The 25751-nt window shown below is 62.0% G+C and carries 28 protein-coding genes and 1 tRNA gene; 19 read left to right on the top strand and 10 right to left on the bottom strand.

Annotated features, from left to right (window positions below):
- Positions 1-117 precede the first annotated feature (117 nt).
- The 11 genes from JW876_04955 (at position 118) to JW876_04905 (ending at position 8554) form a co-directional block, all read left to right on the top strand.
- Positions 118-1167, top strand: coding sequence for a T9SS type A sorting domain-containing protein (locus JW876_04955; GenBank protein ID MBN1884852.1), 1050 nt, complete (start codon positions 118-120; stop codon positions 1165-1167).
- Positions 1168-1314: 147 nt separating this feature from the next.
- A complete protein-coding gene (locus tag JW876_04950; protein MBN1884851.1) occupies positions 1315-1968 on the top strand; it encodes a response regulator transcription factor in 654 nt (217 codons plus the stop codon).
- Between the two features lie 224 nt (positions 1969-2192).
- The gene (locus JW876_04945) at positions 2193-2630 is read left to right on the top strand and encodes a hypothetical protein (GenBank protein ID MBN1884850.1); all 438 of its coding nucleotides are present in this window, start codon (positions 2193-2195) and stop codon (positions 2628-2630) included.
- A gap of 138 nt (positions 2631-2768) precedes the next feature.
- A complete protein-coding gene (locus tag JW876_04940) occupies positions 2769-3818 on the top strand; it encodes a hypothetical protein (GenBank protein MBN1884849.1) in 1050 nt (349 codons plus the stop codon).
- Positions 3819-3876: 58 nt separating this feature from the next.
- Positions 3877-4587, top strand: coding sequence for a hypothetical protein (locus tag JW876_04935; GenBank protein MBN1884848.1), 711 nt, complete (start codon positions 3877-3879; stop codon positions 4585-4587).
- 102 nt (positions 4588-4689) lie between these two features.
- Positions 4690-4836: a lmo0937 family membrane protein gene (locus tag JW876_04930; GenBank protein ID MBN1884847.1), complete on the top strand. Its 147-nt coding sequence runs from the start codon at positions 4690-4692 to the stop codon at positions 4834-4836.
- Between the two features lie 136 nt (positions 4837-4972).
- Positions 4973-5197, top strand: coding sequence for a hypothetical protein (locus JW876_04925; protein MBN1884846.1), 225 nt, complete (start codon positions 4973-4975; stop codon positions 5195-5197).
- 85 nt (positions 5198-5282) lie between these two features.
- A complete protein-coding gene (locus JW876_04920) occupies positions 5283-6902 on the top strand; it encodes a PKD domain-containing protein (protein MBN1884845.1) in 1620 nt (539 codons plus the stop codon).
- Positions 6903-7023: 121 nt separating this feature from the next.
- The gene (locus JW876_04915; protein ID MBN1884844.1) at positions 7024-7164 is read left to right on the top strand and encodes a hypothetical protein; all 141 of its coding nucleotides are present in this window, start codon (positions 7024-7026) and stop codon (positions 7162-7164) included.
- 119 nt (positions 7165-7283) lie between these two features.
- Positions 7284-7931: an OmpA family protein gene (locus tag JW876_04910; GenBank protein ID MBN1884843.1), complete on the top strand. Its 648-nt coding sequence runs from the start codon at positions 7284-7286 to the stop codon at positions 7929-7931.
- 86 nt (positions 7932-8017) lie between these two features.
- Entirely contained in the window at positions 8018-8554 is a 537-nt protein-coding gene (locus JW876_04905) for a hypothetical protein (protein ID MBN1884842.1), read from the top strand.
- 126 nt (positions 8555-8680) lie between these two features.
- On the opposite strand, the gene JW876_04900 is transcribed toward JW876_04905, so the two are convergent.
- The 3 genes from JW876_04900 to JW876_04890 all read right to left on the bottom strand — a co-directional run bounded on the left by JW876_04900 (position 8681) and on the right by JW876_04890 (position 10251).
- A complete protein-coding gene (locus JW876_04900) occupies positions 8681-9643 on the bottom strand; it encodes an ExsB family transcriptional regulator (GenBank protein ID MBN1884841.1) in 963 nt (320 codons plus the stop codon).
- A gap of 214 nt (positions 9644-9857) precedes the next feature.
- A tRNA-Val gene (locus JW876_04895) sits at positions 9858-9933 on the bottom strand.
- A gap of 78 nt (positions 9934-10011) precedes the next feature.
- A complete protein-coding gene (locus JW876_04890; protein MBN1884840.1) occupies positions 10012-10251 on the bottom strand; it encodes a DUF2007 domain-containing protein in 240 nt (79 codons plus the stop codon).
- Positions 10252-10348: 97 nt separating this feature from the next.
- Here JW876_04890 and JW876_04885 point away from each other — a divergent pair, with 97 nt between their 5' ends.
- From JW876_04885 to JW876_04870, 4 genes are all read left to right on the top strand, one after another.
- On the top strand, positions 10349-11206 hold the full coding sequence (locus JW876_04885; protein MBN1884839.1) for a deoxyribonuclease IV: 858 nt from the start codon (positions 10349-10351) through the stop codon (positions 11204-11206).
- 116 nt (positions 11207-11322) lie between these two features.
- The gene (gene trxB, locus JW876_04880; GenBank protein MBN1884838.1) at positions 11323-12333 is read left to right on the top strand and encodes a thioredoxin-disulfide reductase; all 1011 of its coding nucleotides are present in this window, start codon (positions 11323-11325) and stop codon (positions 12331-12333) included.
- 25 nt (positions 12334-12358) lie between these two features.
- Entirely contained in the window at positions 12359-13108 is a 750-nt protein-coding gene (locus JW876_04875; protein MBN1884837.1) for an SDR family oxidoreductase, read from the top strand.
- 119 nt (positions 13109-13227) lie between these two features.
- Entirely contained in the window at positions 13228-13737 is a 510-nt protein-coding gene (locus JW876_04870) for a ferritin family protein (protein MBN1884836.1), read from the top strand.
- 109 nt (positions 13738-13846) lie between these two features.
- Here JW876_04870 and JW876_04865 read toward each other — a convergent pair whose 3' ends face one another.
- Together JW876_04865 and JW876_04860 are read right to left on the bottom strand one after the other, a co-directional pair.
- A complete protein-coding gene (locus tag JW876_04865; GenBank protein ID MBN1884835.1) occupies positions 13847-15133 on the bottom strand; it encodes a peptidase M64 in 1287 nt (428 codons plus the stop codon).
- An 81-nt stretch (positions 15134-15214) separates the two neighbouring features.
- A complete protein-coding gene (locus JW876_04860; protein MBN1884834.1) occupies positions 15215-15919 on the bottom strand; it encodes an endonuclease III in 705 nt (234 codons plus the stop codon).
- A 225-nt stretch (positions 15920-16144) separates the two neighbouring features.
- On the opposite strand from JW876_04860, the gene JW876_04855 reads away from it, so the two are divergent.
- Positions 16145-17296 carry an acyl-CoA dehydrogenase family protein gene (locus JW876_04855; protein ID MBN1884833.1) on the top strand — a complete coding sequence of 384 codons (1152 nt, stop codon included), beginning with the start codon at positions 16145-16147 and terminating at the stop codon, positions 17294-17296.
- A gap of 145 nt (positions 17297-17441) precedes the next feature.
- On the opposite strand, the gene JW876_04850 is transcribed toward JW876_04855, so the two are convergent.
- The 5 genes from JW876_04850 to JW876_04830 all read right to left on the bottom strand — a co-directional run bounded on the left by JW876_04850 (position 17442) and on the right by JW876_04830 (position 21947).
- Positions 17442-18959, bottom strand: a complete 1518-nt coding sequence (locus JW876_04850; GenBank protein MBN1884832.1) for a YifB family Mg chelatase-like AAA ATPase — start codon at positions 18957-18959, stop codon at positions 17442-17444.
- 104 nt (positions 18960-19063) lie between these two features.
- Positions 19064-20044, bottom strand: coding sequence for a deoxyhypusine synthase family protein (locus JW876_04845; protein ID MBN1884831.1), 981 nt, complete (start codon positions 20042-20044; stop codon positions 19064-19066).
- Positions 20037-20873: an arginase family protein gene (locus JW876_04840; GenBank protein ID MBN1884830.1), complete on the bottom strand. Its 837-nt coding sequence runs from the start codon at positions 20871-20873 to the stop codon at positions 20037-20039. The genes JW876_04845 and JW876_04840 overlap by 8 nt, the downstream gene beginning before the upstream one ends.
- Positions 20874-20876: 3 nt before the next feature.
- Positions 20877-21434: an arginine decarboxylase, pyruvoyl-dependent gene (locus tag JW876_04835; protein ID MBN1884829.1), complete on the bottom strand. Its 558-nt coding sequence runs from the start codon at positions 21432-21434 to the stop codon at positions 20877-20879.
- Between the two features lie 180 nt (positions 21435-21614).
- Positions 21615-21947, bottom strand: coding sequence for a hypothetical protein (locus JW876_04830; GenBank protein MBN1884828.1), 333 nt, complete (start codon positions 21945-21947; stop codon positions 21615-21617).
- Between the two features lie 351 nt (positions 21948-22298).
- Here JW876_04830 and JW876_04825 point away from each other — a divergent pair, with 351 nt between their 5' ends.
- From JW876_04825 to JW876_04815, 3 genes are read left to right on the top strand one after another with little or no spacing between them, the layout of a single operon-like run.
- Positions 22299-23303, top strand: coding sequence for a DUF362 domain-containing protein (locus JW876_04825; protein ID MBN1884827.1), 1005 nt, complete (start codon positions 22299-22301; stop codon positions 23301-23303).
- On the top strand, positions 23284-25194 hold the full coding sequence (locus JW876_04820) for a Na+/H+ antiporter NhaC family protein (protein ID MBN1884826.1): 1911 nt from the start codon (positions 23284-23286) through the stop codon (positions 25192-25194). The genes JW876_04825 and JW876_04820 overlap by 20 nt, the downstream gene beginning before the upstream one ends.
- 46 nt (positions 25195-25240) lie before the next feature.
- The gene (locus JW876_04815; protein MBN1884825.1) at positions 25241-25600 is read left to right on the top strand and encodes a hypothetical protein; all 360 of its coding nucleotides are present in this window, start codon (positions 25241-25243) and stop codon (positions 25598-25600) included.
- The last annotated feature ends 151 nt before the right edge of the window (positions 25601-25751 follow it).

Raw genomic sequence — 25751 nt, 5'->3', positions numbered from 1 at the left:
TTATTACGAGGGTAACTTCACCGGACAAATATCACATTCTCCTCTGCACGTGGTGCTGCACGGTGAAAGCAGTTTCTAAAGAACACATGGTTCTCTGGAGGGATGGAGGGACAGGGAATGAAAAAGCTGTTAATCAGTATTATGATCCTTCTGTTTTCGGCCTCAGCCGACGCAGGCACGATCATCGATCACAGGCACACGAATCTGGATATAAACCTGGAAAAGGTGCACGCCGCAGCGAACAGCGTAAAATGGCTCTATATCAGGCTTTCCCATGGCAGGCAGCTCAATGTCGGGCTCGGGAGGATTGAGGACAGTGACTTCGCCGTCTGTATGACTTACCTCTACCTGTGCGAAGAAGACGAGGCGCTCTGCTCTTCCAACGGGCTTACCGAACCGTACGCTTTCTGGAAGCTGGGAGGGGCAGATATAGTACGTGCCAAACTCGATGCCGATCCACGCTTCAACTTGTTCATGTTCTGCTGGTGCACGCATCTCAACGCATATACGACGGCAGACGTCGATGTGTACCTGAGTGAGATGGAACAGCTGGAACAAGAATATCCGGACGTGACCTTTGTCTACGCCACCGGGACGGCGGAGGAGCAGGGATCCTACGGATTCAACAGATACATGCGGAACCTCCAGATACGGGACTATTGCACCGTTCACGGAAAGGCGCTCTACGATTTTGCCGACATAGAAAGCTGGTACGCGGGAAACCAGGCGACTTACCTGTACGACGGAATTCAGGTTCCCTACCTTCATCCGGAACTTTACGGAAACGACGCCGAGCACGCATCGTATCTCAACTGCGAATACAAGGGGATGGCTTTCTGGAACCTGGCGGTCCAGGACGTTGTCATTACCGGCAATGATCACGTTCCAGCAGCTACGGGTCTCGGAGAGATTTATCCGAATCCCTTCAATCCAAGCACGACCATATCGTTCAGCCTTGACGCCCGGATGCGTGTCGCCCTCCGCATCTACGACGTCTCGGGCAGGCTTGCCCGGGAGCTGTTGAATGAAGATCGCGAAGCGGGGGCACACAGAGAACACTGGGATGGCCGAGATTCTTCCGGCCGTGAAGCTGCCAGCGGCATGTATTTCTGCTGCTTCGACGCCGGCAACCTGCACCAGACGAAGAAGATCGTCCTGATAAGATAATTGACGAATCATGAATCGGCCGCTATAATCTCCAATCGAACCCATTACGGTGGAACAGCGTCATAGCTCCGTGATGCGGTTTAAAGCGAACCCTTTAGCAAATCTCCTACGGCATACGAATAATCCTTCACTGAGGGGGGGATTACATTGGCAAAAATTCGAATCCTGCTTATCGAAGACAACCGTCTCCTGAGGGAAGGCATCGCCGCGATGCTCGAAAGCCAGAGCGATTTCCAAGTCATCGCGCGATCTGAAGACGGCAATGTGCTGAACCAGTTGAAAACGACCGATTCCCTCCCCGACGTCATTCTTCTGGATCTGGGGCTGGAAAAAGCGGACAGCCTGGGGTTGATGAAAACGCTGATTGCGGAAGTTCCGACCGCAAAGCTCATCGCAATGGATATATTTCCTGAACAGCTCGATATAGTCGAGTTCGTGAAAGCCGGCGGAAGCGGCTTCATCCTCAAGAGCGCCACGCCGGAAGATTACATTGATACCATCAGGGCCGTTCTGGCGGGTTCAAAAGTGCTTCCACCGGGTTTGACCAATTCACTCTTCGCGCAGATCGTCGAATCCGCGCTCAAAACCGGCACCCACTTCTCTGACAATTCAATAAAGTTGACCAGCCGTGAACGAGATGTCATCGCCCTGATTTACGAGGGCATGAGCAACAAGGAAATCGCCGAGAGCCTGCATATCGCCACCTATACCGTCAAAAGCCATGTACACAATATATTGGAAAAACTGTCGCTCAATACACGCCTGCAAATAGCAGCCTACCCCCGCAAGGACAGACCATAGATCCGATTTGGCGGATTCAGATTTCTATTCCCCGCTCGAACATGAAAAGACTCGTGCCTAGGAACTAGCTCCTTTTTCATCCCCTTGGCCGATTTACGCTTACGCAATCTACAGGTATATTTCATACAAAGGGCATCCAAATAAACAATGTCGTGAAAGGAGGGTGGACAGGCCGTTGAGGTAGAGCAGGTAAATCCTTTCCATATTGTATTTCGAAAGGGGTCATGATGTTCAAACGAATGGTTTTGGGAGTATTTGTACTCACATTTGTCCTGGCTTACGCGGGAATCGCGATGGGACAGGAAAGAGTGCAGGGATATTTCAACGACACCGTCTGCAAAGTGAAAGCGACAGACGATCCATCACAGAAGCGTGAGATTCTCAACATCGAACTGCAGAGAATGTCCAAGGCGCTGGAAAGGGTCGAGAACTCATCCCTTGTTTCCGAGGCCGATCGCGAAAACATGGGTCACTTCAGGACCTCGATCCAGGAGAAAACAGACGAGCTCGCGGGCAACAACGGGTATGAACGTGTTCCCGATGACCAACTCGACACTTTCTCCGATTACGTCATGCAGGATATGGAACAGGCCGACAAGACGATTACCATGGGTGTCGTCACGGCACTCCTGATAGTCATCCTGATAATTCTTGTTACTTGATAGTCGTCAAAATGGTCGTTGTTGCGGGCTAGTCGCACATCGAGGGCAAATCAGGAACTTTGCATGAGAAGCCAATCCTATAAACCTTTCGCGAGCACCACGCATACATACTCATGCGCCATGAAGAACATCACATGCGTGGCGCTCGCGTTGATCCTCTTTTCGTGCAGCTCCATTCCTCCAGCTCAACGCCCCAGCCTGACGGGCGATGATGGCAGTCTTCCTCCACGCTATTCAATTGTATTCATAATCCACGGGGACGGCAGCTACCTCTATCATGATTCAGACGGCAACGCGCACAGAGCAGACGAGGTGACACTCGCGAAGGCGAAAGCGGTTGCGGAAAAGAACAAACAAGCCGAGGTGTTCATTTTTCACGAGAAACACAGGAGACATTTCCTGATTTTCTTCCCCCGACGTGACGGAAATCTGTACTACTACCGGAATGGCCGCCTTCTCGCAGAAGAATCCTACTGGCGCGACCAGGGACAATCTCGTTTCGCCCCCGAGATAGAACTATATAACAGTTTTCACGCGAAGGAATCGCCTGATCTGGTGAGATTGTTCCTGTACTTCGGGCACGAGATCCCCGAATTCAGCGTGGCCGGATACGACGCGTCCTACAGGAAAAAGATGTTTACGGTGGATGATCTTGCGGAGGGGCTCGATCGCATCACGAATGATTCAGGGAAAGTCGATCTCGTTGTTCTTTCCACTTGTTTCGGCGGCACTCCTCATACTATCGGCGCGCTTGCTCCTTACGCTCGCTACATCGTCGCTTCGCCTGACAATCTTCACCTGTCGTACTTCGATCTCCACTCTTTTGAGCAATTGGATATCGGCCTTGATGAAGGAGATGTCCTCTCGTTCGCGAACACCTTCGCACAAGATGCGTTCGGCAGGCTGGCTGAAAAGATTCAGACCGCCGTTACCGTGGCAGTTTACGATGTGGATCGCGTCGAGCGATATTTGAGCGCCGTCGACAGTATCTATGATCGTTCGTTGACTGCATTGAAAGATAAGCCACAGTCATCCATTGAACACTGTGATTGCGCCGACGATCCTGCCTATGCCCTGCAGGACATGAACACAGGAATGACGGTGCTCTATCGTCCGCCGCGTTTCGGGCGTTCAAAGCACAAAACAAGTCATTCCGGCTGGGAATGCTTGAGGCTATTGAAGCGGTAAGTCGTTACGCGAATTATTCGCGCAACCTCTTGATATATTACCGGTAAGGGAATGGATCATGAGACTGTCCACACATTATTACGTCCTCTCCTTGAGCGGTTCTGCCAGCAGGCTTTATGAGGCTTTTCGTGACGGTCTCACCGATATCCAGAACGAGCTGTTCCCTATCAGTTCCTCGCCGGGCATAAAGGACGACGCGGCTCCGCCTGTTACAGACAGCGAATTGAAGGAATTTATCACGAAGGCGGATCAGCACTTTGATCACTATCTATTGCAAGACCCTCTTCAATTCATCGTTGTCGGAAGCAGGAGCGACCTTTCCATCTTTGACGAGGTGACATCTCATCGGGACGTTTTACTGGGCAGGGTCGAAGGAGATTATATCGCGGCTTCTCCATCCGATCTGGGGAAGATCACATGGGCTATCGTCAAGAGGGCAATGGCAGGTTCGCGGGCACAATCAGCATACAACCTGGAGACTGCGGAAAGGGCAAAGAACGTCGTTTCCGGTATCAATGCGGTGGCAAAATCAATCAGATCAACGGCTGGAGACACCTTGTTCGTAGAAGAAGATTATTCTTTGAAGGGCGCTATCCGTAAAGCGGGTTCATATTTTTTCGTCTCAGAAGAGTTGGATATTCAGGATGAATTCGATGATGCGGTCGATTCAGTTGTAGAAAAGGTGCTGGAAAATGACGGCAGAGTAGTGTTCCTGAAAAACGGTTCGTTGGAAAGGTTCAAGAAGATCGTTCTCGTCAAGGGTAGCTGAGCGACACTCTCATGAATACGAGGTCACGGATTCGCAGGCTTCGGAGGAAAGAGGGAGTTCAATTCATGATGCACTCATGCGGCAGAAGGAGGTGATTCCGAAATGCTTTGGACTATAGGGATAATTCTGTTGATCCTTTGGCTGGTCGGATTGCTCACAGCGCATACTTTTGGGGGAGTTCTTCACGTTCTCCTGGCTATCGCGCTTGTGGTGATAATCATACGACTCATCCAGGGAAGGCGAGTATAGCCTCCCCGTGATGTTTCTGCGGGAAGAGGTATCGGGGTCGTACGCGCCGTATTCTACGGGGTGTATCGATAACGCTGAACCCGGCCGCGCGACTCGTATCGGCGAACACGGTGGTATTTTCAGAGGAGGTGATATTGTGAGCGCTTTCAAGATTCTGGCGATAGTGCTGATCATAGCAGGTGTCTTAGGCCTCGTTTATGGCAAATTCGTCTATGCCGGGGATACGCATGAAGCCAAATTGGGTTCGCTCGAGCTGTCGGTTCAGGAAAAGCACACAGTCAATGTACCCCTCTGGGCAGGAGTGGCATCGATACTGGTTGGCGGCATTCTTTTCTTTGTGCCGTCGTTCAAGAAGAGTTGATTCTTCTTTTCCTGATGATGCTTCGATTGACTGGAAACTTGTCCCATGGGTTCTATTGGAAAGAGTAGAACGAGGAGGGCGCCGGATGAAATTACCACACAGTCTGTTCAACGTGATGTTTGTTTTTATATTATTATTCTTGCCGGTCAATCCGCTTCAAGGAGCGGATACGGACGGGAAAATCGGAATAGGTCTCCATGGAGGAGGCTACAAGCTCGTTCTTACTGACCACTCCGATATGTGGACGCCGGGATGGTTCCTCAATGCCGACCTCAAGTACCGATTGACTCCCAGATTCGCGATTGGCGTCGAGGGCAGCTGGATGCAGACCTACCTGGCCGATTTGAGCGTGGGTACCAGGCAGAATGATGGAGCGAGACTGACATTTGACAACGTGGCTGACGGCCCGCGGCAGCGAGCCTATGTGGCAGGAATGTTTGCGGAATATCATTTTCTCCCCGACAGCAGATGGTCACCTTACGTTTCTGCCGGCTCCGGGATTTATATCTGGAAATGGACCGATAAGGATTGGAACACCTTGTCTTCCGACGATCCGGCTCTGGCGGACATAAATTACCCCAAGGTCGATATGGTCGGAGCCCCGTATGATCTTAAAGACCAGGAACTGTATATGATGGCCGGATTGGGGCTGGAAGTCTTCGCCACCCCGTCACTTTCTTTTGAACTGGGAGCCAAGTTTCGCTATCTGACACATCTTCTGACCAGCTTTAAAGGCGATCAGGACATCGTTGGATCAGATCCTGGTCAATTGGACTTGCCCAAGGGCATTGCCGAATTGTACGCCGGCCTGACCTTCCATTTCGGCGGGAAGAAGTGTCCGCCATTGACCAGTACCATATCCGGAGATCCCATGAGCGGGCCCGCTCCGTTGATGGTGCAGTTTGCCGGTACCAGCGCTGGAGGGTGTCCGGACTATACGTACGTATGGAATTTCGGTGACGGGGGCACGAGCAGCGAGAAGGATCCCTACCATACCTATCAGACAGATGGAGACTATCAAGCCTCCCTGATAGTCAGCGATTCCAAGGGGACCATCTCTGAGAACAGCTTATTCATAAAGGTCAAATGTCCGAAGTTGACCGGAATCGTTTCGGCAGATCCCGCGAGCGGGACCGTTCCGTTGACAGTGAAGTTCTCGGGTTCCGCCACCGGAGGATGTCCGGGCTACACGTACATGTGGAATTTCGGTGACGGTGGCACGAGCAGCGAGAATATCGCGAGCCATACATATCAGACCGAGGGAGAATATTCAGTCTCTCTGACCGTCACTGATTCAAAAGGAAACAAGGCCCAGAAAATGATTTCCATAGTCAGTTCGGCCGAGAAATACATCCCGACACCGGAAAAGCCGATAATACTCCACGGCGTAAATTTTGGATTCGACAAATCCAAGCTTACGATTGCAGCCGATGATATCCTCGACCAGGTGGCGGCCAGCTTGAAAATAAGGCCGGATGTCAAGGTGGATGTTGTCGGACATTGCGACTGGACCGGGACGGAAGCATACAACCAGAAGCTCTCCGTCCGTAGAGCCGAGGCGGTGCGGGACTACCTGATCAGCAAGGGCGTCAAGGCCGAGAACCTGACCTTCAAGGGTTACGGCGAGACCAAGCCGATGGCTGACAACAATACCGCGGAGGGCAGAGCCCTGAACCGGAGGGTGGAATTGATAAGGATCAAGTAACGTTTAAAATCAGGGAAGAGGTGTTCCGCCGACTTGTACGCTCATCTTCGGGGCATCAAGCCGGCGGATGGATCCTCTCATCCCAAGCCTCAATACTTGTAGACCTTGAAAGAATGATCGGATGATGAAAATAACGCAGCGTTTCAGTTCGACAGTGCTTGCCTTCATGGGAGCGGATATTTGGCGGATAATCGCCGGTGCTGGACAAGCCCGATTCGGCGTTGAACATCCTTCGCTTTCAATCGGCCCGATGATCATGTGACTTTAACTCCAAAACAAGGAGCAAATCATATTGAACAAAAACACGTTTGTAAATCAGTTGGGGGTTCGTCAAGTATCCTGATCCAAGGAGGGATCTCCGTGAAGAAGATATTGATTCTGATGTTAAGCCTGGTTCTTCTCTTCACGATCTACGCCGGGTGCGCCTGGAATAGAAAAGCAACGGGCGGCGTGATCGGCGGAGCCACCGGAGGAGCTGTTGGAGGCATTATCGGGCACGCGGCTGGAAACACGGCCCTTGGCGCCATAATCGGTGCGACGGTCGGAGGAGCGGCGGGTGTCATTATCGGCAATGAGATGGACAAGCGAGCCGAGGAGATGAGGGCGGACCTGCAGGGAGCACGAATCGAGCGGATCGGCGAAGGGATCAAGATCACGTTCGATTCGGGTCTTCTGTTCGATGTGGCTAAATCGGACTTGCGAGCGCAGGCTAAAACAAACATCGAGAGTCTGGCCAGGATCCTGAACAAGTACCCCGACACGAACATCCTTGTCGAAGGAGACACGGACAATACGGGCACCGAAGAATATAACTTGGGATTGTCAGAACGCCGCGCTCAATCTGTATCGAACTATTTGATGGGCCTAGGCGTTCCCAGTTCAAGGATCTCCATGGTGGGATTGGGCGAGTCGAACCCGATCGCCTCGAACGATTCGGATTCTGGTCGTCAGATGAACCGGCGGGTCGAAGTCGCCATCTTTGCCAACGACAAGCTGAAGAAGGCGGCGGAAAATCAGGCGGGGTTGTAAGGTCCAAAAAATCCTTGCTGGACGACATTATATAGTCCGTTTGCAAGAGAAACGCTGCCAAAGGGTTAATATTAGACAGGGAGCACATGATGGATGAACATACCGTAAAAAGACCGATGATTATAAAATGGGCCATATTGGTCGGCCTGTTTGTGCTTGCGCTGGGTATCGCGGCTTGCGGTGATAAGACGCCATCGGAACAAGCCAAGGCCACAGGCGAAGCCGTGGGTGATGCCATGAAGACCGCGGGCGATGCCGCGGGCGATGCCGCGAAAACCTCGGGAGATGCCGTAGGTGGAGCCATTCAGGCCACGAGCGACTACCTGACGCAGTCGAAGGACGAAGGCGTAAAGGCCGCCCAGGAGGAACTCGACGAGATCGAGAAGAATTGGCAGGACTTGCTTGCCAGGGCCGATCCGGCCACAAGCGAGGCCAAGGTAGAACTGCAGGAAGCCAGGGAACAGATGGCCATGGCCCTCGCCGATGCCAAGGTAAAGCTCATGAAGGCGAAAGCCGCCAGCGAGGAAAGCTGGAAGCAGGACGCCAAGCCAGCGCTCGAAGACGCCCTGCAGAAGATCAAGAAACTCTATGAGGATACTTCAGCCAGGTTCGGCGGCAAGTAGGCTGGGTCACAAAGGCTGTATTTCGGCATCAAAGATGCGGCCGGCGGCAGATATATTACGATATGCCGATCGATTGCATGCAGGGAGCTCTCCCTTTGGGACGAGCTCCTTCTCTTCGATCCCAGGTCAGATCGCCTCGATCGTCGACGGCGGCTTGGCGGCGATGTTGTAGGTCACGCTCACCACACCCGGCACCTCGCGCGTGATCTCCTCACCGAGCGCCTCGAGGGTATCGAAGGAGAGCCGCGTCGGGGTCGCAGTCCGCGCATCGACGCTGTCCCAGCAGCGGACCTCGATCTGCATGCCGAATTCCCGCCTGCCGCCCCGCATGCCGGTCACCCGGTCCTCGTGCAGGATCGCCAGGTACTGGAAAGCTTTCGATTCCCCCAGTAGGCGTTCCACGATCACCGTGGCTTTGCGAACCGTCTCTATCCGCTCCGGGGTCACCGCCCCGATCACTCGGGCTGCGAGCGCGGGGCCCGGGAAGGGGATGCGGTCGAAGAGTTCGCCGGGGAGACCGAGCGCCTTGCCCACCTTCCGCACGCCGTCCTTGCGGAGCTGGATCAGCGGCTCGATGATGTTGTAGCCGAAGACTTCTTTCGGATCGATGCCGAGCTGCTCGAATACGTTGTGCTGGCGCTTGATGCCGGCGACCGTCTCGTCGACGTCGGTCAGTATCGTTCCCTGCAGCAGATGCTTCGCGCCGCTCTCCTTGACGAGGCGGCCGAACACATGCTTGTAGAAAGTCTGCGTGATCGCCTCGCGCTTCTCCTCGGGATCCGTGACGCCGCTCAGGGCGGCGAAGAACTCGTCCCGCGCGTCGATCAGCTCCACCGTCACGCCGAGGTCGCGGAACAGCGCCACGACGTGCTCCGGCTCCCCCTCGCGCATGAGACCGTTCTCGATGATGACCGTCCGCAGACGGTCGCCGAGGGCACGGTGCCCCAGCATGGTGACGACCGAGGAATCGACGCCTCCCGAGAGCGCGTTGATCGCCGTGTTGTCGCCGACGGCCTCCCTGATCTCCTCTACCTTCTCATCGATGAACAGTGTCGCGTCGAGATCGCGAGCGGACATCCCGGTGGTCATTCCAAAGCCTCCTCGAACAGAGATCGTGTTTCGGGAAACAACCCGGGATCGAGTATACACGCCCCGGGCGGGCGGAAGAAGGAATGATTGCGTTTCGTGGAGGGGGACCCGGCGGACAGTTCCCGGCGAGCCGATCGACGGCGGTGCATGCCGGGACACGGCGCGGCTCGCGAAAAACCCGCCCGGTCGGCCGGGCGGGTCGGATCGTCATGACTGGTGGGAGCTACAGGATTTGAACCTGTGACTTCTACCGTGTGAAGGTAGCACTCTGACCACTGAGTTAAGCTCCCACTCCGTGGCAGGCATCTATAATAATCGGCCCCGCGGCGCCATGCAAGGGTTTCGTGGCACCGAAGACGCCGCGCCGCTCACTCCTCCCCCGCCTCGTATTCCCGGAGAGCGACCCGCGCGGCGACGAGGTCGCCGCGGCGGACGTAAATCCGCACCTCGCCCATCCCGTCGACGGTGAAGGGAAGCGCGCCGCCGGCCATCTGGTCCTTGACGAGCGTCTCTATCCCCTCGCTCTCGAGAACACCGGTGATGATCTTAGCGAACTCGGCACCCTGCGCGGAGGTCAGCTCGACGAGTTCCTCGTTCCGTTCCGTCATATTTTCACCTCGTTCCGGAGACCGATCCTTGATTATAATACCCCACCAGGGCTGCGCGGGAAAGCGAAAGGATGATTTGGTGAATCTCGGCGCGCACATGTCGACGGCAGGCGGCGTCCACCTCGCCCTCGAGCGGGGACGCTCGATCGGGTGCAACGCCGTCCAGCTCTTCGTCAAGAGCAACACGCAGTGGTCGGCGCGCCCCCTCGAGGACGGCGAGATCGCCGCCTTCCGCGCGCTGCGCCGCACCTTCCGCGCCGGCCACGTCATCGCCCACACGAGCTATCTCATCAACATCGCCTCGCCCGTTTCCGCGCTCCTCGAGAAGTCGCGCGAGAGCCTCGCGCTCGAGATCGAGCGGTGCGCGGCGCTCGGGATTCCATCGCTCGTCCTCCATCCCGGCAGCCACCGCGGCGAGGGGCTCGGGGAAGGGATCGAGCGCGCGGCGGAAAGCCTGAACGCCGTCTTCGCCGCCACGCCGAAGGCGAAGGTCGCCGTGCTCCTCGAGAACACGGCCGGGGCGGGCCACACGATCGGGAGCCGCTTCGCCGATATCGCCGCCATCATCCGCGGCGTGCGCCGGAAGAGCCGCGTCGGCGTCCTCTACGACACATGCCACGGCTTCGCCGCCGGCTACGACATCCGAACGACCCGCGCGTACGACCGCACCTTCGCCGAATTCGACGCCCTGATCGGACTCGATTGGCTGAAGGCCTTCCATCTCAACGATTCCCTGCGCGGGCTCGGCGAGCACCTCGACCGGCACGTGCACATCGGCGCGGGCGAGATCGGCCTCGCCGGTTTCCGGCGCCTCGTCAACGACCCGCGCTTCTTCGACCGCCCGATGATCCTCGAGACCCCGAAGGGGGAGGACATGGCAGAGGATGTCGAGAACCTCGCCCGGTTGCGGGGCCTGCGACGGGGCGAGGCCCGGCACATGAATCCGCCCGGCTGATCGCCGCGCCCGGGCGGGGCGGCCGGCCCCGGGACCGCGCCGTACGCCGCCGTCGCGGGGCGCCCGCGCCGCGACCCGCGGAAAAATCGTTGCGCCGCCTCCCTCGCTGCGGGATAATGTCCTTCCCGGGAACATCCTCGCTCTTTCGGGGTTTTCCGTCTACAGGCGACGATCACGACCAGGAGGAACACATGCACGACGTCATCATCATCGGATCGGGACCGGCCGGCCTGACCGCGGCGATCTACACGGCCCGCGCGGGGCTCGACACCGTCGTCGTCGAGGGGATGTCGGCCGGCGGCCAGCTCACGATCACCTCCGAGGTGGAGAACTTCCCCGGCTTCCCCGACGGCATCCAGGGCCCCGAGCTGATGCAGCGGATGAGGCGGCAGGCCGAGAAGTTCGGCGCGGCCATCACGGCGGGCGAGGTCACCGCCGTCTCCTTCACGGCTGAGACGCGATCGGTGACGATCGGGAGCGAAACGATCGAGGCGAAGGCGGTCATCATCGCCACCGGCTCCTCCTCGCGCTGGCTCGGCCTCGAATCGGAGACGGCCCTGCGCGGCCGCGGGGTTTCCGGCTGCGCCACCTGCGACGGATTCTTCTTCACCGGCAAGGAGATCGCCGTGATCGGGGGCGGGGACGCCGCGATCGAGGAAGCGACATTCCTCACCCGCTTCGCGAGCAAGGTGACCGTCATCCATCGCCGCGACGAGCTCAGGGCCTCGAAGGCGATGCAGGACAAGGTCTTCGCCATGGAGAAGATCGTCTTCGAGTGGGACTCGGTCGTCGAGGACATCCTCGGCGTCGACGAGGGGAAGGTCACGGGGATCCTCCTCAGGAACGTCAAGACCGGCGAGACGAAGACGCTCGCCGTGGAGGGGGTCTTCGTCGCCATCGGCCACGAGCCGGCGACCGCCGCCTTCGCCGGGGCGCTCGATCTCGACGAGAAGGGCTACGTCGTCGTCACGAACGGCACGCGCACGTCCGCTCCCGGCGTCTTCGCCGCCGGCGACGTGAAGGACACGCGGTACAAGCAGGCCATCTCGGCCGCCGGCAGCGGCTGCATGGCCGCCATCGACGCCTTCAAGTTCATCGAGGGCGAACAGGCCTCGGTCGGCTGGTGACCGCAAAGGAGACGGGATGACGGGGATGAACCGCTTCGAGGGAAAACGGGCGCTCGTCACGGGGGGCTCGCGGGGAATCGGCCGGGCGATCTCGCTGCGGCTCGCCGCCGAGGGCGCCGACGTCGCGATCAACTTCGTCAAGGACGAGACGGCCGCGGCGGAGACGGCCGCCGAGGTGGAGAAGCTCGGCCGCCGCGCCGTGACGATCAGGGCGGACGTCTCCGAGCCGAAGGAGGTCAAGCGCCTCTTCGCGGAAACGAACGACGCGCTCGGCGGGCTCGATCTCTTCGTCTCCAACGCCGTCTCGGGCGTTGTCGGCCCGGCGACGAGGATCGGGCGGTTCGGCTTCGACCGGGCGATGAACACCAACGCGCGGGCCTTCATGCTCTGCGCGCAGCAGGCCGCGAAGCTCTTCGGCGCGAAGGGCGGACGGATCGTCGCCGTCACCTCGATCGGCAGCGTCCGGGTGCTTCCCGGCTACGCGGCCGTCGGGGCGAGCAAGGCGGCGCTCGAGGCGATCGTCCGGTACTTCGCCAGCGAACTGGCTCCGTCGGGAATCGCGGTGAACGCCGTCTCGGGCGGACCGGTCGACACGGCCTCCCTCGACTTCTTCCCCGACAGGGAGGCCCTCGTCGCCGAATGGACGCGGCGCACCCCGGCGGGCCGCATCGCGCGCCCCGAGGAGATCGCCGCCGTCGCCCTCTTCCTTCTCTCAGAGGACGCCGGATGGATCACCGGGCAGACGGTCGTCGCCGACGGCGGGCTGACACTGTGACCGCGGCGCCTTGACACGGCCGTGAGCGCGGCGTATCGTATGACCTGTAACGATTATCATCTGAACGAGGGGGCGCAAGACGGCCGCCCCGCTGTTTCCGACGACGAAAGGTGCATGCGATGAATCGCGAACGCGACCTGACGACACTCGAGCTGATCAGCATCGGGATCAAGGCCGAGAGCTCGGCGGTGGAACTGTACGAGCGCATGAAGGGGATGTGTTTCTCGGCGAAGGACGTCTGCGCCAAGTTCGATTTCCTCATCGGACAGGAACAGATGCACGAGCGGATCCTCCGCGCGGCCTTCGAGAAGAAGTTCCCCGGGCAGGAGATCATGCTCCCGCCGAAGAACCTCGTGCCGATGATCAGCGGCGAGATCCCCGAGGAAGCCAGCCTCAAGGAACTCTTCGCCGAGGCGATGAAGGCCGAGGAGATCGCCGAGAAATTCTACAACGACCTCGCCGACAAGACCCGCGACGGCAGCGCCAAGAGCCTGCTCCACTACCTCGCCAGCATGGAGCGGAGCCACTACGGGCTCCTGAAGGTCGAGTACGACGCGATGGAGGCGGGCGCCTACATGGACTCCGAGGACGCCCTCGAGGGCCAGCACCTGATGAACCTCGGGCCCTAGGCCCGGCAGGCCGGCACGGACACGAAGCGGGCCGTTCCCAGGGGGAACGGCCCGTTTCCTTTTCCAATTCCCGCCGCGGCTTGCCGCGCCATGCAGGCGCGGCGCACGGTCACTTCGTGTGGAAATCGATCATCCGCTCGATCGCCCGCCGGCAGACGGGGCAGAAGGGCGTGAGACCCTTCGAGAACATCCGGCAGTCGAGACAGGGCCGGTAGAGCCCCTTCGCGGAGTACCCCGCTCCCTCGAAGGCGCCCACGACGCCGACGAGCGTGGAATCCGCCGGCGTGGGGATCGCCGCGCCCGGCGTCGCGAGATCGCGCCACTTGAGCTGCCCGGGATCGAGCAGCGCCGTGATGTTGGGCTCCCACGGCTCGACGCCGCGCGGATACATCTCGTTGTAGGTGACCTGCGAGGAATAGTACTCGTCGGCGAGCCCCGCGAAGGCGTGTCCGAACTCGTGGACGAAGACGTACACGTCCCACTCGTTGTCCGAGATGCAGTTGGAGTAGAGGCGGAAGATACCCCCTCCCCCGTACTTCTCCTCGTTCGCGAGGAGCATGACGAGATCGTAGGGAGCGGCGGCGGCGATGTCGCGGATCGTCCGGTTGTGCGTCGAGATCATGTAGCGGTCGATCCCGAGGGAATTGAAGGAGAGCCCGAGGATGTTGCTCACGTACTTCCCCGCGCGCGGATCGTCGACCCCGCTGTCCTCCGAGACGCACTCGACGTACCGGACGTTGAAATCCTTGCGGCGGCTCCTGAAGGGCTCGGTGTCGAAAAAGGCGCCCACGAAACGCTCGACGTCGCCCCGGAGCTTGTGCAGCTGGTCGCGCCGGTACCCATCGCCGAGGATGAGCAGGTCGACGCGGCTCCCCGGGGGGCCGGTCTCCTGGACGGTACGCACCTTGAAATCGCGGAACCGCCGGTCGTTCCTGATCGAGACGTCCGACGGGTCGACGACGATATCCCAGACAGTGCGAAAGACGTTTTCCCGGTCGCGCCGGTCGATGCGCACCTGGATGCGACCCTTCGGGAAGGGGACGATCACCGACTCGTGGAAGGTCCGGGTGAAGCCCGCGTCCGCCTCGTCGGTGGTCACCCACTCGCCGAAGACCGTGCAGTAGCCCCGCGAGAAGATCTGCCGGTTCGTTTCGACGTCGAGAACCCGGACGAGATAGCCGCCGAGGTTCATCGTGTCGACGAGGGCGCGGGGATTCCCCGCCCAGACCGCCTCGCGCACGAGTTCGTCGAGCGAGAAGATCTCGGTGTCGGCCGTGCCGGTGTGGTAGAAGTCGATCCGGAGCGCCTCGCCGGTGAAGAACCGGTCGTAGCCGGAGCCGGCGGCGGCCGGAACGGCGAAGGTCAGCATGAGTGCGGCCAAGAGCAGGCGGCGCATCTGTTCTCCTCTCGTGGGACGGTGTCCGTGTGCGTTCATCGCAATATAACCGTTCCTGCCGGACCGGGGCAACGGCTCCGGTCAACGCGAGCGCGTCACGCCGACGCGGCCGCAGAAGGCGGCGAGCCCGCAGATCGAGCAGCGCGGCGAAACCGGCGCGCAGACGGCCTTGCCGAACATCACGAGCAGGTCGTTGATCTCGATCCAGTGCCGCCGGGGAAGCGCCCGCCTGAGCGCGTACTCCGTCTCGGCCGGGTTCCTCGTGCGCACCGCCCCGAGACGGTTCGAGACCCGGTGGACGTGCGTGTCCACGCAGATTCCGGGCAGCTTGAATCCCTGCGTGAGGACGAGGTTGGCCGTCTTGCGTCCCACGCCGGGGAGACGGACGAGTTCCTCGATCGTGCGCGGCACATCGCCGCCGTACTCGTCGACGAGCATCCGGGCGAGGGCGCGGATCGCGCGGGCCTTCGTGCGGTAGAACCCGGCGGGGTAGATCAGCTGCCCGATCCTCGACTCGGGCAGCGCGGCGAGGGAGACGGGATCGGCCGCCTCGGCGAAGAGCCGTTCGCTCGCCGCGCCGGTCACCTCGTCCTTCGTGCGGGCGCTGATCACCGTGCCGACGAGCACGCGGAAGGGCGAGCGGGACCGCTTGGCGATCTTCGTCACCGACGGATCCTCGTGGCCCCGGACCGCCTCGCGCACGATAGGCACGGCGCGGGACAGGAGGGCGCGCGCGCGCTTCTCGCCCTCGGGAAACCACTCGTTGTTCACGGGATAGTTCGTCATGACGCGGTCCTCCGCTCGCGCGGAGGCGGCGTCCTCCGGCGACGAAGGGCTACGGTAGCACACGCGGCCCAGCCGAACAAGCTTTCCCTTGACAGGGCGGCAAAGCGCTTCCTATTCTTCTCCGTCCGCGGCGACCGGCCGGTTGCCGCGGCATCGACCCGGAATCACACAATCCCCGATAACTACACGGGAACCGGCGGGCAGACCGGAGAGAGAGGAGTTTTCATGGACTGGACGTTCACCGACGAGCAGGAGATGCTCCGTGAGATGGTCCGCAAGTTCGTCGACAACGAACTCAAGCCGCGCGCGGAGGAGATCGACCGCGAGAAGCGCATCCCCCGGGAACTGATCGACAAGATGGCCGAACTCGGCTTTCTCGGCATCTCCTTCCCGCCCGAGTACGGCGGCGCGGGGATGGGCGAGATGGGCTACTGCATCATGCAGGAGGAGATCGGCCGCGGCTGCGCGTCGACGGCCACGTTCATCGGCGCCCACCAATCGATCGGCGCCTCGGGCATCTACATGTTCGGCACCGAGGAGCAGAAGCAGAAGTACCTCGTTCCCCTCGCCGAGGGCCGGAAGATCGCGGCGTACGCGCTGACCGAGCCGAACGCCGGGTCCGACGCGTTCAACTCGGAAACGACCGCCGAGGAGAAGGAGGATCACTGGCTGCTCAACGGCCGGAAGATCTTCATCACGAACGGCTCCTTCGCCGACGTCATCTCGCTCTTCGCCAAGGTCAAGGGTGGGCCGGCCGACGGCAAGTCGACCGCCTTCATCGTCGAGAAGGAATTCGACGGTTTCAGCGTCGGCAAGATCGAGGACAAGATGGGCATCCGCGGCTCGGAGACGGCCGAGCTGATCCTCGAGGACGTCAAGGTGCCCAAGGAGAACGTCCTCGGCCGCATCGGTCGCGGGGTCATGGTCGGCATGAAGGTTCTCATGACGGGGCGCCTCGGTCTCGGAGCGGCCGCCCTCGGATCGGCCAAGGAAGCCCTCAGGCTCTCCTCGGAATACGCCAAGGAGCGGAAGCAGTTCGGGAAGAAGATATCCCAGAACCAGGCCATCCAGTGGATGCTGGCCGACATGGCCACCGAGATCTACAACATGGAGTCGATCCTCTACCGCACCGCCTGGCTCTACGACCAGGGCAAGAACGTCACGAAGGAATCCTCCATCGTGAAGCTCTACTGTTCGGAAGCCCTCGACCGGATCGTCGACAGGGCCATGCAGATCTACGGCGGCTACGGCTTCATCAACGACTTCCCCATCGAGCGGATGTACCGCGATTCGCGGATCAACCGGATCTTCGAGGGGACGAACGAGATCCAGCGCATGATCCTCGCGCGCGACGTCCTGCACGACCGCAACCTGTAGCGGCGGCCGGCATCGTTCTCTCGCATCGCACGGGCGGGGCCGCGATCGGCCCCGCCCGTTCCTCGTTCGCTGGGCGTCCCGCGGCGGGGTTCTTCCTCGAGCGTCCCGCGGCGCGACTCGTTCCCCGTTTCTTTTCCGGCGGCGCTCACGTTCCGGGCGCGAGAGACATCCGGTACTGTACCGCCTCGCCGACATGCCGGGCCCCGATCAATTCGGCCTCGTCGAGGTCGGCGATGGTGCGCGCCACCCGGAGGATGTGGGCCACGCTCCTCGCCGACAGGGACAGATGGCGGGACGCCTCCTCGACGAGCCGCGATGCCGCGGGCTCCATCGCGCAGGTTTGCGCGAGCGCCGCCGCCGGGATGTCGGCGTTCCGCCGCGTTCTTTCCGCGTCCCGGAACCGACGCTTCTGCCGCTCGTATGCCGAAAGAACGAGAGCGGCCATACGTGCCGAGCCAACACCCGGTCTCGCGCCGGCCAACCGCATGTCGACGGCCCGCACCCGGACGTGGATCGCGATCCGGTCGAGCAGCGGACCGGATATGCGGGAGCGGTACCGCTTCGCCTGGAGCGGCGTGCACGTGCAGGGCCGGCGCCCGTCGCCGTCGTACCCGCACGGACAGGGATTCATCGCGGCCACGAGCTGGAACCTCGCCGGGTAGGTGCAGACAGCCCGTGCGCGGGAGATCGTGATCCGCCCCTCCTCGAGAGGCTGGCGGAGCGTCTCGAGCACGTTCCGCCGGAACTCGGTCAGCTCGTCGAGAAAGAGAACGCCGTTGTGCGCGAGCGTGATCTCCCCCGGCGAGGCGAGCCGGCCGCCGCCGACGAGCCCGGCGTCGCTGGCCGAGTGGTGCGGCGCCCGGAAGGGCCGACGACGGGGGAGTTCCCTGAGCCTGCCGCCGGCGGTCACGCTCCTGATCTTCGCGTTCTCGAGCGCCTCGCTCTTTTCGAGCGCCGGCAGGATGGACGGGATCCGCCGGGCGAGCATCGTCTTGCCGGCGCCGGGCGGACCGACCATCAGCAGGTGATGCCCACCCGCTGCCGCGACGAGAACGGCCCGTGTCGCCGCCTCCTGCCCGCGCACCTGCGAGAAATCGAGCCCGTCGTCGGTCTCGTCGGCGGAGGGCGCCGGGTCGACGCTCCGCGGCCGGAGACGCCCCTCGATGACGCCGATCGCCTCGCGGAGATCGCGGCACGCGGCGATCTCCACGCCGCCGACCGCCGCGGCCTCCGCCGCGTTCCCCTCGGGAATGACCAGCCTGTCGCATCCATCGTCGCGGGCGAAGCAGGCGACCGGCAGCGCCCCGCGCACGGGCGCGAGAGTCCCGTCCAGGGCGAGTTCCCCGAGAACGAGCGTTCCGGCGGGAACGGACCGCGACACCTGGCCGCCCGCCGCGAGTATGCCGACGGCGATCGGCAGATCGAAGGCCGCCCCCTCCTTGCGTACGTCCGCCGGCGCGAGGTTGACCGTGATCTTTTTGAGCGGGAATTCGAAACCGCTGTTGCGTATCGCGGCGGCAACGCGTTCGCGGCTTTCGCGCACGGCGGCGTTAGGCAGCCCGACGATCGTGAACGCGGGAAGCCCGCGCGCGAGATCGACCTCGACGCGGACGGCGTACCCGTCGATCCCGACGACGGCGCCAGAACGGATCCCGGCGATCATCGCCTCCTCCCTTCATCCCCCCGTCACCGGAACGCGGACGGGCGCCGGGGAACGCGCCCCCCGACGCCCGTCTCGCATATCCGCCATTCTTCCCGCGCCGGCGTCTACCGGCCGGGCCGTTTCCTTCCCTGCCGCCTCGTCAGCACGGCCGTCGCCACGATCGGCAGGGCGATCGTCGCGTCGCACAGAACGTTCACCATGCGCGCGTCGACGGCGATCTTGCCCCAGGAGATCGCCTCCTCGAAGGTGCAGCCGCTGAGCCCTCCCCACTGCGGCGCGTCGACGACGAACTGGATCGCGTACTTGTGACCCTCGACGTCGATACCCTGGACGATGTTGGTGACCTCGGTCTGCTGGATGAAGTTCTTTGGTGTGCCTCCGCCGACATAGATCACCATCGACGTCTTGCGGGCCGCGATATCCGCCGTCTCTCGCACATCCTCGATCACGTCGAAGAGGACCGGCTTGCGATCCTTCTCCGCGAGACCGATGCCGATCGAGGAGTCGCCGATCGCCGGGCAGTAGATCGGCTTGCCGAGCCGGGCCGCCGTCGACAGGATCCCTTCCTCGCCCGTCGATCGCCTCCCCGCCTCCTCGCCGAGCAGATGCAGGAACTCGCGGGTCGTGTAGGGACGGTCCTCGAGCGACTCGTGCGCCCACGCGCCGATGATCTTGTCGACGTTGAAGAAGAGATCCTCGTCGGCGTACGTGTCGTAGACGCGGTCGATCCGCTCGTCGCGCAGCTGGCAGTCGTCGACAACCGGGGAACCGATGTAGTGCGCGTGGCCGACCGTCTCGAAGAAATCGTGGTAGAGGTTCGCGCCGGTCGAGACGATGACGTCGACGAGATCCTCCTCGAGGAGCGTCGTGACGACCTTGCGCATGCCGGCGGGCACCATCGCGCCTGCCAGGCCGAGCCAGACGGTGACGTCGTCATCGAGACCCTCCGTCCAGACCCTCGCGGCGCGCGCGAGCTGCCGCCCCTGGAAACTGCACCCCTCGAGGCGTTCGAGCAGTTCGCTGCAGCTCATGCCCGGCTCGGGCACGAGCGGCCGCGTGGGCGTGTGCAGCAGTTTCTTATGCATCCGTCCCCTCCTTCCGTAGATATCTGGAGATCGCTTCGTAGACCGTCCGGGCGGCGGCGAAGTTCGACGCCTCGTCGTGCGGATCGGGGCACAGCTCGACCGCGTCCATCGCGACGACCGTCTTCTCAGCGAAAACGAGATCCAGGACGGAGAGGACCTCCCGCCAGTTGAGTCCGCCGGGTTCGGGCGTGCCGAGCGCGCGGACGACCGACGGATCGAACGCGTCGAAATCGAACGAGAGGTAGATCCTCTCCGGCAGGCGACGGATCGCGTCCGCCGCCTCCCCGCACCACCGGGGAAACACCTCGACGTCTTTCGACGCCGCGATGAAGTCGTGCTCCCCTCGCGAACAGCTCCGCACGCCGATCTCGACGATGGGTCCGAAGGGAAGCGTGTTGCGCGCGGCGCAGGCGTGGCTGTGAGGATCGCCCTCGTAGGATTCCCGCATGTCGGCGTGGGCGTCGAGCCAGACGAACCCCGCGTCCCCGATTCCCAGGCCCTCGACGATCCACGGCGTGATCGAGTGCTCGCCCCCGAGGAAGACGGGAAAGGATTCCAGGAGCGCGCTCCGCTCGCGATCGAGGAATGCGCGAAGCGCCTCGCGGGAGTCGGGACGCTCGCCGGAGGTGACGATCCCCGCGTTCTCGAGGTCGACGCCGAGACCGGCGTTGAAGAGCTCGATCTGCATCGAGGCCTCGAGGATCGCTGCCGGCGCGCCGGCCGTCCCCTGGATGTACGAGGTGCTCCGTTCGATCGGCACCGGGACGACGACGACCCGGTCGCGCGAAGCGGACGCTTCCTCGCCGAGGAAATCGTATCGCCTGATCATAGGTTATATTTCGTAACTGCAGAAGACGGCGACCGCGATCACCGTCGTCCAGACGTTCGCCTGGCCGAGAGCGGTCTGCGTACTGTTCCGGGAGCGGACGATCCTGCCGCCGATCTTGTACTCCTGCTTCCGTTCGTCCCACGCCCGGTCGAGATCGATCTCGATGCCGAGAGTCGACGCGAGCATCGTGGCGGCGAGGTCCTCGGCGTGATCGCCGAGGGGCTTCTGCCTGATGCCGAAATCGTGATGCTCCGAGATGTACCCGTACCGGGCTCGATTCTTCGGAACGGCGACACCGATCGAGGCGCCGATGAGCCGCCGCGGCTCGTTCGTCTCGTTGGTGCTGAGCACGCAGTGCGTGATCGCGCCCGCGTCGAGCATGGCGATGCCGCGCTCGCGCGAAACGAGTTTGCATTGCGGCGGAAAGATGCTCGAGACGCGAACGAGGTTGAGTTGCGCGATTCCCGCGTTCCGCAGGGCGAGCTCGAAGCTGGTGAGCTTGTGCCGGTGACGACCGACACCGCGAGTCAGGAAGACCTTGCTTGGCACGTTCCCGTCCATCCGTTCCCTCTCCATTCCAGAGCCGTGGTACCCGACGTCCCTCGAGCCCGCCCGGGGCGGGATCTCGCTGACCCGATTATCCGCAGCCCGGCCATGAAAAGTCAACACACAAAAACGGGAAGGGGCCATCCCCTTCCCGTGGAATCGTCGGAAGATTCGATATGTCGACAGGTGAGCGGACTACTTCCGCTTCGCCTTGGTCTTGACCTTCTTCTTGGTCTTGGCCTTCGCCTTGGTCTTGACCTTCTTCTTGGCCTTCGCCTTGGTCTTGGCCTTCGCCTTGACCTTCTTCTTCGCCTTGGCCTTGACCTTCTTCTTGGCCTTCGCCTTGACCTTCTTCTTCGCCTTGGCCTTCACCTTCTTCTTGGCCTTCGCCTTGACCGTGCGTTTGGTCTTGGCCTTGACCTTCCGCTTGGCTTTCGCCTTGGTCTTGGCTTTGACCTTGCGCTTGGCCTTCGCCTTGGTCTTGGCCTTGACCTTCCGTTTCGTCTTGGCCTTAGCCTTTACTGCCATCGTGCCCACCCCTTTGAAAAGGTTGAAAGCCGACGAGGCGTTTCCGCTCCCCGCCCGATGTCGTCCCCCGGTCGATGTCATGCAGCGGTGAAAGCGCACTATTGAAATTCACAGCATGGTATGCACTTGCAAAAAATCGTGTCAAGAATATTTTATCGTTTCGATGCACATTGATGCACACTTTCTTCGACGCGTTCTTCGGCGGTCGCCGGTTCGTTGACACGCGACGGCCGCATTGCTATCATCGATCACGCACCGACCGGCCCGCGCCTGCCGTGATCGCGCGGGAACGGGCGCGTTGGAAACGCTGCCCCGCATTGCATTCATCCGCAGAACGGAGACGGAAGGACGATGAAAAAGCACACCGCGTACTTCACTCCCGACGAGACGGTGCTTTCCTATTATCTGACGCGCCGCATGCGGGACGTCTTCTCGGAAGGCGACCGCGTCATCGTCAAGCTGCACATGGGAGAACCGGGAAACAGGCATCACATCGCGTCCGGGTTCGCCGCGCGCGTCGTCGCCGCGCTGACCGGCGCGGGATGCGAAGCGGTCGTCTTCGACACGCCCGTCGTCTACCGGAGTCCGCGGAGCGAGACCGCAAGCTATCTCGCCGCCGCGGCGGAACACGGCTTCACGCGCGAGGCGATCGGCGCGCCGATCGTCGTGTCCGACCGGAGCGAAGCGGTCGACGGAACGCACATGACCTACGAGCTCGCGCTCGATCCGATCGAGGCCGACGGCGTTCTGCTGCTCACGCACGTGAAGGGACACATGTGCTGCGGCATGGGCGGCGCGATAAAGAACGTCGGGATGGGCTGCATGTCGAAGAAAACGAAGGGCGCGATCCACGCGGGAGCCGAGCCGTCCTACACCGGCGGCTGCACGTCGTGCGGAACGTGCGTGGAGAACTGCCCCACCGGCAACATACGTCTCGTCGACGGGGAGCCGCGATTCGACGTCACATGGTGCCCCGGCTGCAGCAACTGCGTCAATGTCTGCCCGGCCGCCTGCATCGAGGCGAAGACCGCCGAGTTCAACACGCTTCTCGCCGAGGCGGCCGTACTCGCCCACCGGCGCTACCGGAAGACCTTCGCGCTGAACGTCATCCGGGGCATCACGAAACTCTGCGATTGCGTCGCCGACGCCGGCCCCCTCCTCGCCGACGACGTCGGGTACGTGTGCGCGGACGACATGCTCACCGCCGACGTCGCCTCTCTCGCGTTGATACGGGAACACACCGGACGAAACGACCTCTTCCTCGAACACAACCTGATCTCGCCGTGGCGGCACGTCGAGGCCGCGGCGCGGATGATGGGCAGGACGACCGATGTCGATGTCGAGACGATCGACTGATCGCGCATGGCTCTCCCTCTCCCTCGCCGCCGTTTTCGCCGCGGCGATGCTGCTGACGGCGACCGCCGCGAGCGCGAGAACGGTGGTGCTCTCCGGCCTTCCCCGTCGTATCGAGGTGCCGGACACGTGCGCGTCGTGCGCCGTCGAGATCGCGCTCGACAACCGGCTGCTCTTCGCGGGCGACGCGGCCGACCTTCCCGCCGGCGGATTCGAGACGGCGATCCCGGCGGGTCGCCACGTCGTCACCGTCACCGCGGGACGGTGGATCGGGCGCACCGAGTTCCTCGCCATTCCCGGCGTTCTCTCCCTTCTTCCCCCCGTCGTCGCGATCCTCTTCGCCCTCATCTTCCGCCAGGTCGTCGTCGCCCTGCTCGTCGGCATCTGGCTCGGCTCCTTCCTCGTGACGGGATTCAGTCCGGTCGCATCGATCCTCCGCATCGCCGACCACTACGTCATAGGCACGCTCGCCCGCCAGGGGAGCGACCACGCCTCGATCGTCGTCTTCACGCTGCTCCTCGGGGGCATGGTCGGCATCACCTCGCGAATGGGGGGGATGAAGGGCATCGTCGACCGCGTCTCGCGCATCGCGACGACACCGCGCCGCGGGCAGCTCGCCGTCTGGCTGATGGGCGTTTTGATCTTCTTCGATGATTACACCAACACGCTGATCGTGGGGAATGCCACCCGCCCCCTCACCGACCGCCTCCGCATCTCCCGCGAGAAGCTCTCCTACATCGTCGATTCGACGGCGGCGCCGATAACCGTCCTGGCCGTCGTGACGAGCTGGATCGGATTCGAGATCTCCCTCATCGCGCAGTCATTCGACTCCCTCGGGATCGACCGCAACCCGCTGGCGACCTTCGTCGCCTCGATCCCCTACAGCTTCTACCCGATCTTCGCGATCCTCTTCGTTCTCTTCGTCATCCTCACCGGCCGCGACTTCTCGCTGATGCTCGCCGCGGAGCGCAGGGCGAGAACGACCGGCAAGGTGTCGAGCGACCACGCCCTGCCCCTCTCCAACATCGACGGGCTGGCCGTCGCGCCCGCGCCGAACGTCCGGCCACGATTCGTCAACGGCATCCTGCCCATCGCCGTCGTCGTTCTCGCGAGCTTCGTCGGGCTCGTCGCGACCGGGCGCGCGTCGCTCGCCGGGGCGGGCGTCGTCGGGGGCGGTTTTCTCGATGCCCTGAAGGAATCCGATTCCTTCCGCGCGCTGCTCTGGGGTTCGTCCGCCGGCTGCATCGTCGCGGCGGTCCTCGCCCTTTCCCAGCGGCTGCTCGATCTCCGCGGCACGATCGAGGCGTGGATGAACGGCATCAAGTCGATGATGACCGCGATCGTGATACTCGTGCTCGCCTGGTGCATCGGCCAGGTCTGTGTCGAGCTGCAGACCGCCGACTACCTGGTGCACCACCTCGCCGGCGTCCTCTCGCCCGGCATCCTGCCGACGATCGTCTTCCTCCTCGCGATGGGGATCTCGTTCTCGACGGGAACCTCCTGGGGAACGATGTCGATCCTCATCCCGATCGTCATCCCCCTCGTCGTGGGCACGACGCGCGCGGCGGGCCTCGACGCGGCGGCCTCCGAGCCGGTGCTGCTCGGATCGATCGCCTCGATCCTCTCCGGGGCGGTCTTCGGCGACCACTGCTCGCCGATATCGGACACGACGATCATGTCGTCGATGGCTTCGGCCGCCGACCACGTCGACCACGTCCGGACGCAGCTCCCCTACGCGCTCGTCGTGGGAGCCGCGGCGCTCCTCCTCGGCTGCGTGCCGACCGCGCTCGGTGTCCATCCCGCCGCCGCGCTCGCCGCCGGATGCGGCGCGCTCCTCCTCGTGCTCCGCTTCGCCGGCACGCCCGTCGATCGCCACCCGGACGGGGCGTATTGACCCCCCGCGCGGCGATGTGCTATCATCGGGCGGTATCCGGACGTGCATGAGAGGGGTACCCGTGTTCCGCGTCGCCTGTATCCTCGTAGCGCTTCTTCTGCCGGCCTCATCGTCCCCCGTGTCGGCGAAGGACGTCCTCGTCCAGTCGGAGAACTTCGAACACTCCCTCAACATCGCCTTCCTGAATTTCGTCACGGTGAACGGATGGCTGCAGGGCCTCGACTACCCGGGGGAATGGCTCACCTATTCGTTCGAGACCGACGAGTACGGCTCGGTCGCCGCCGAGCTCCACTGCATGGGCGAGGAGAACGTCGACTATCACCTCCGCCTCACCTTGACGCCGGTCGATTTCGTCGGCCAGCAGACGATCGACTTCGTCTTCACGGGGCACGGCTGCTCGGGGTGAGGCGCCGACCTCTACGCCGCCGGGAGCGGCGAGCTCAACGTCTACATGCCGGCTTACACGATCCAGATCGCCTTCGTGGAGGGAGGAGCGGGACTCCAGCTCGACTGGCTCACGCTCAGCAACGTCACCGCCGCCGGCGAATCCACCTGGG

This window comes from Candidatus Krumholzibacteriota bacterium (assembly GCA_016931295.1).
In the GTDB taxonomy this organism is placed as follows: domain Bacteria; phylum Krumholzibacteriota; class Krumholzibacteriia; order Krumholzibacteriales; family Krumholzibacteriaceae; genus JAFGEZ01.
This window is presented reverse-complemented; position numbering and strand designations above follow the sequence as displayed.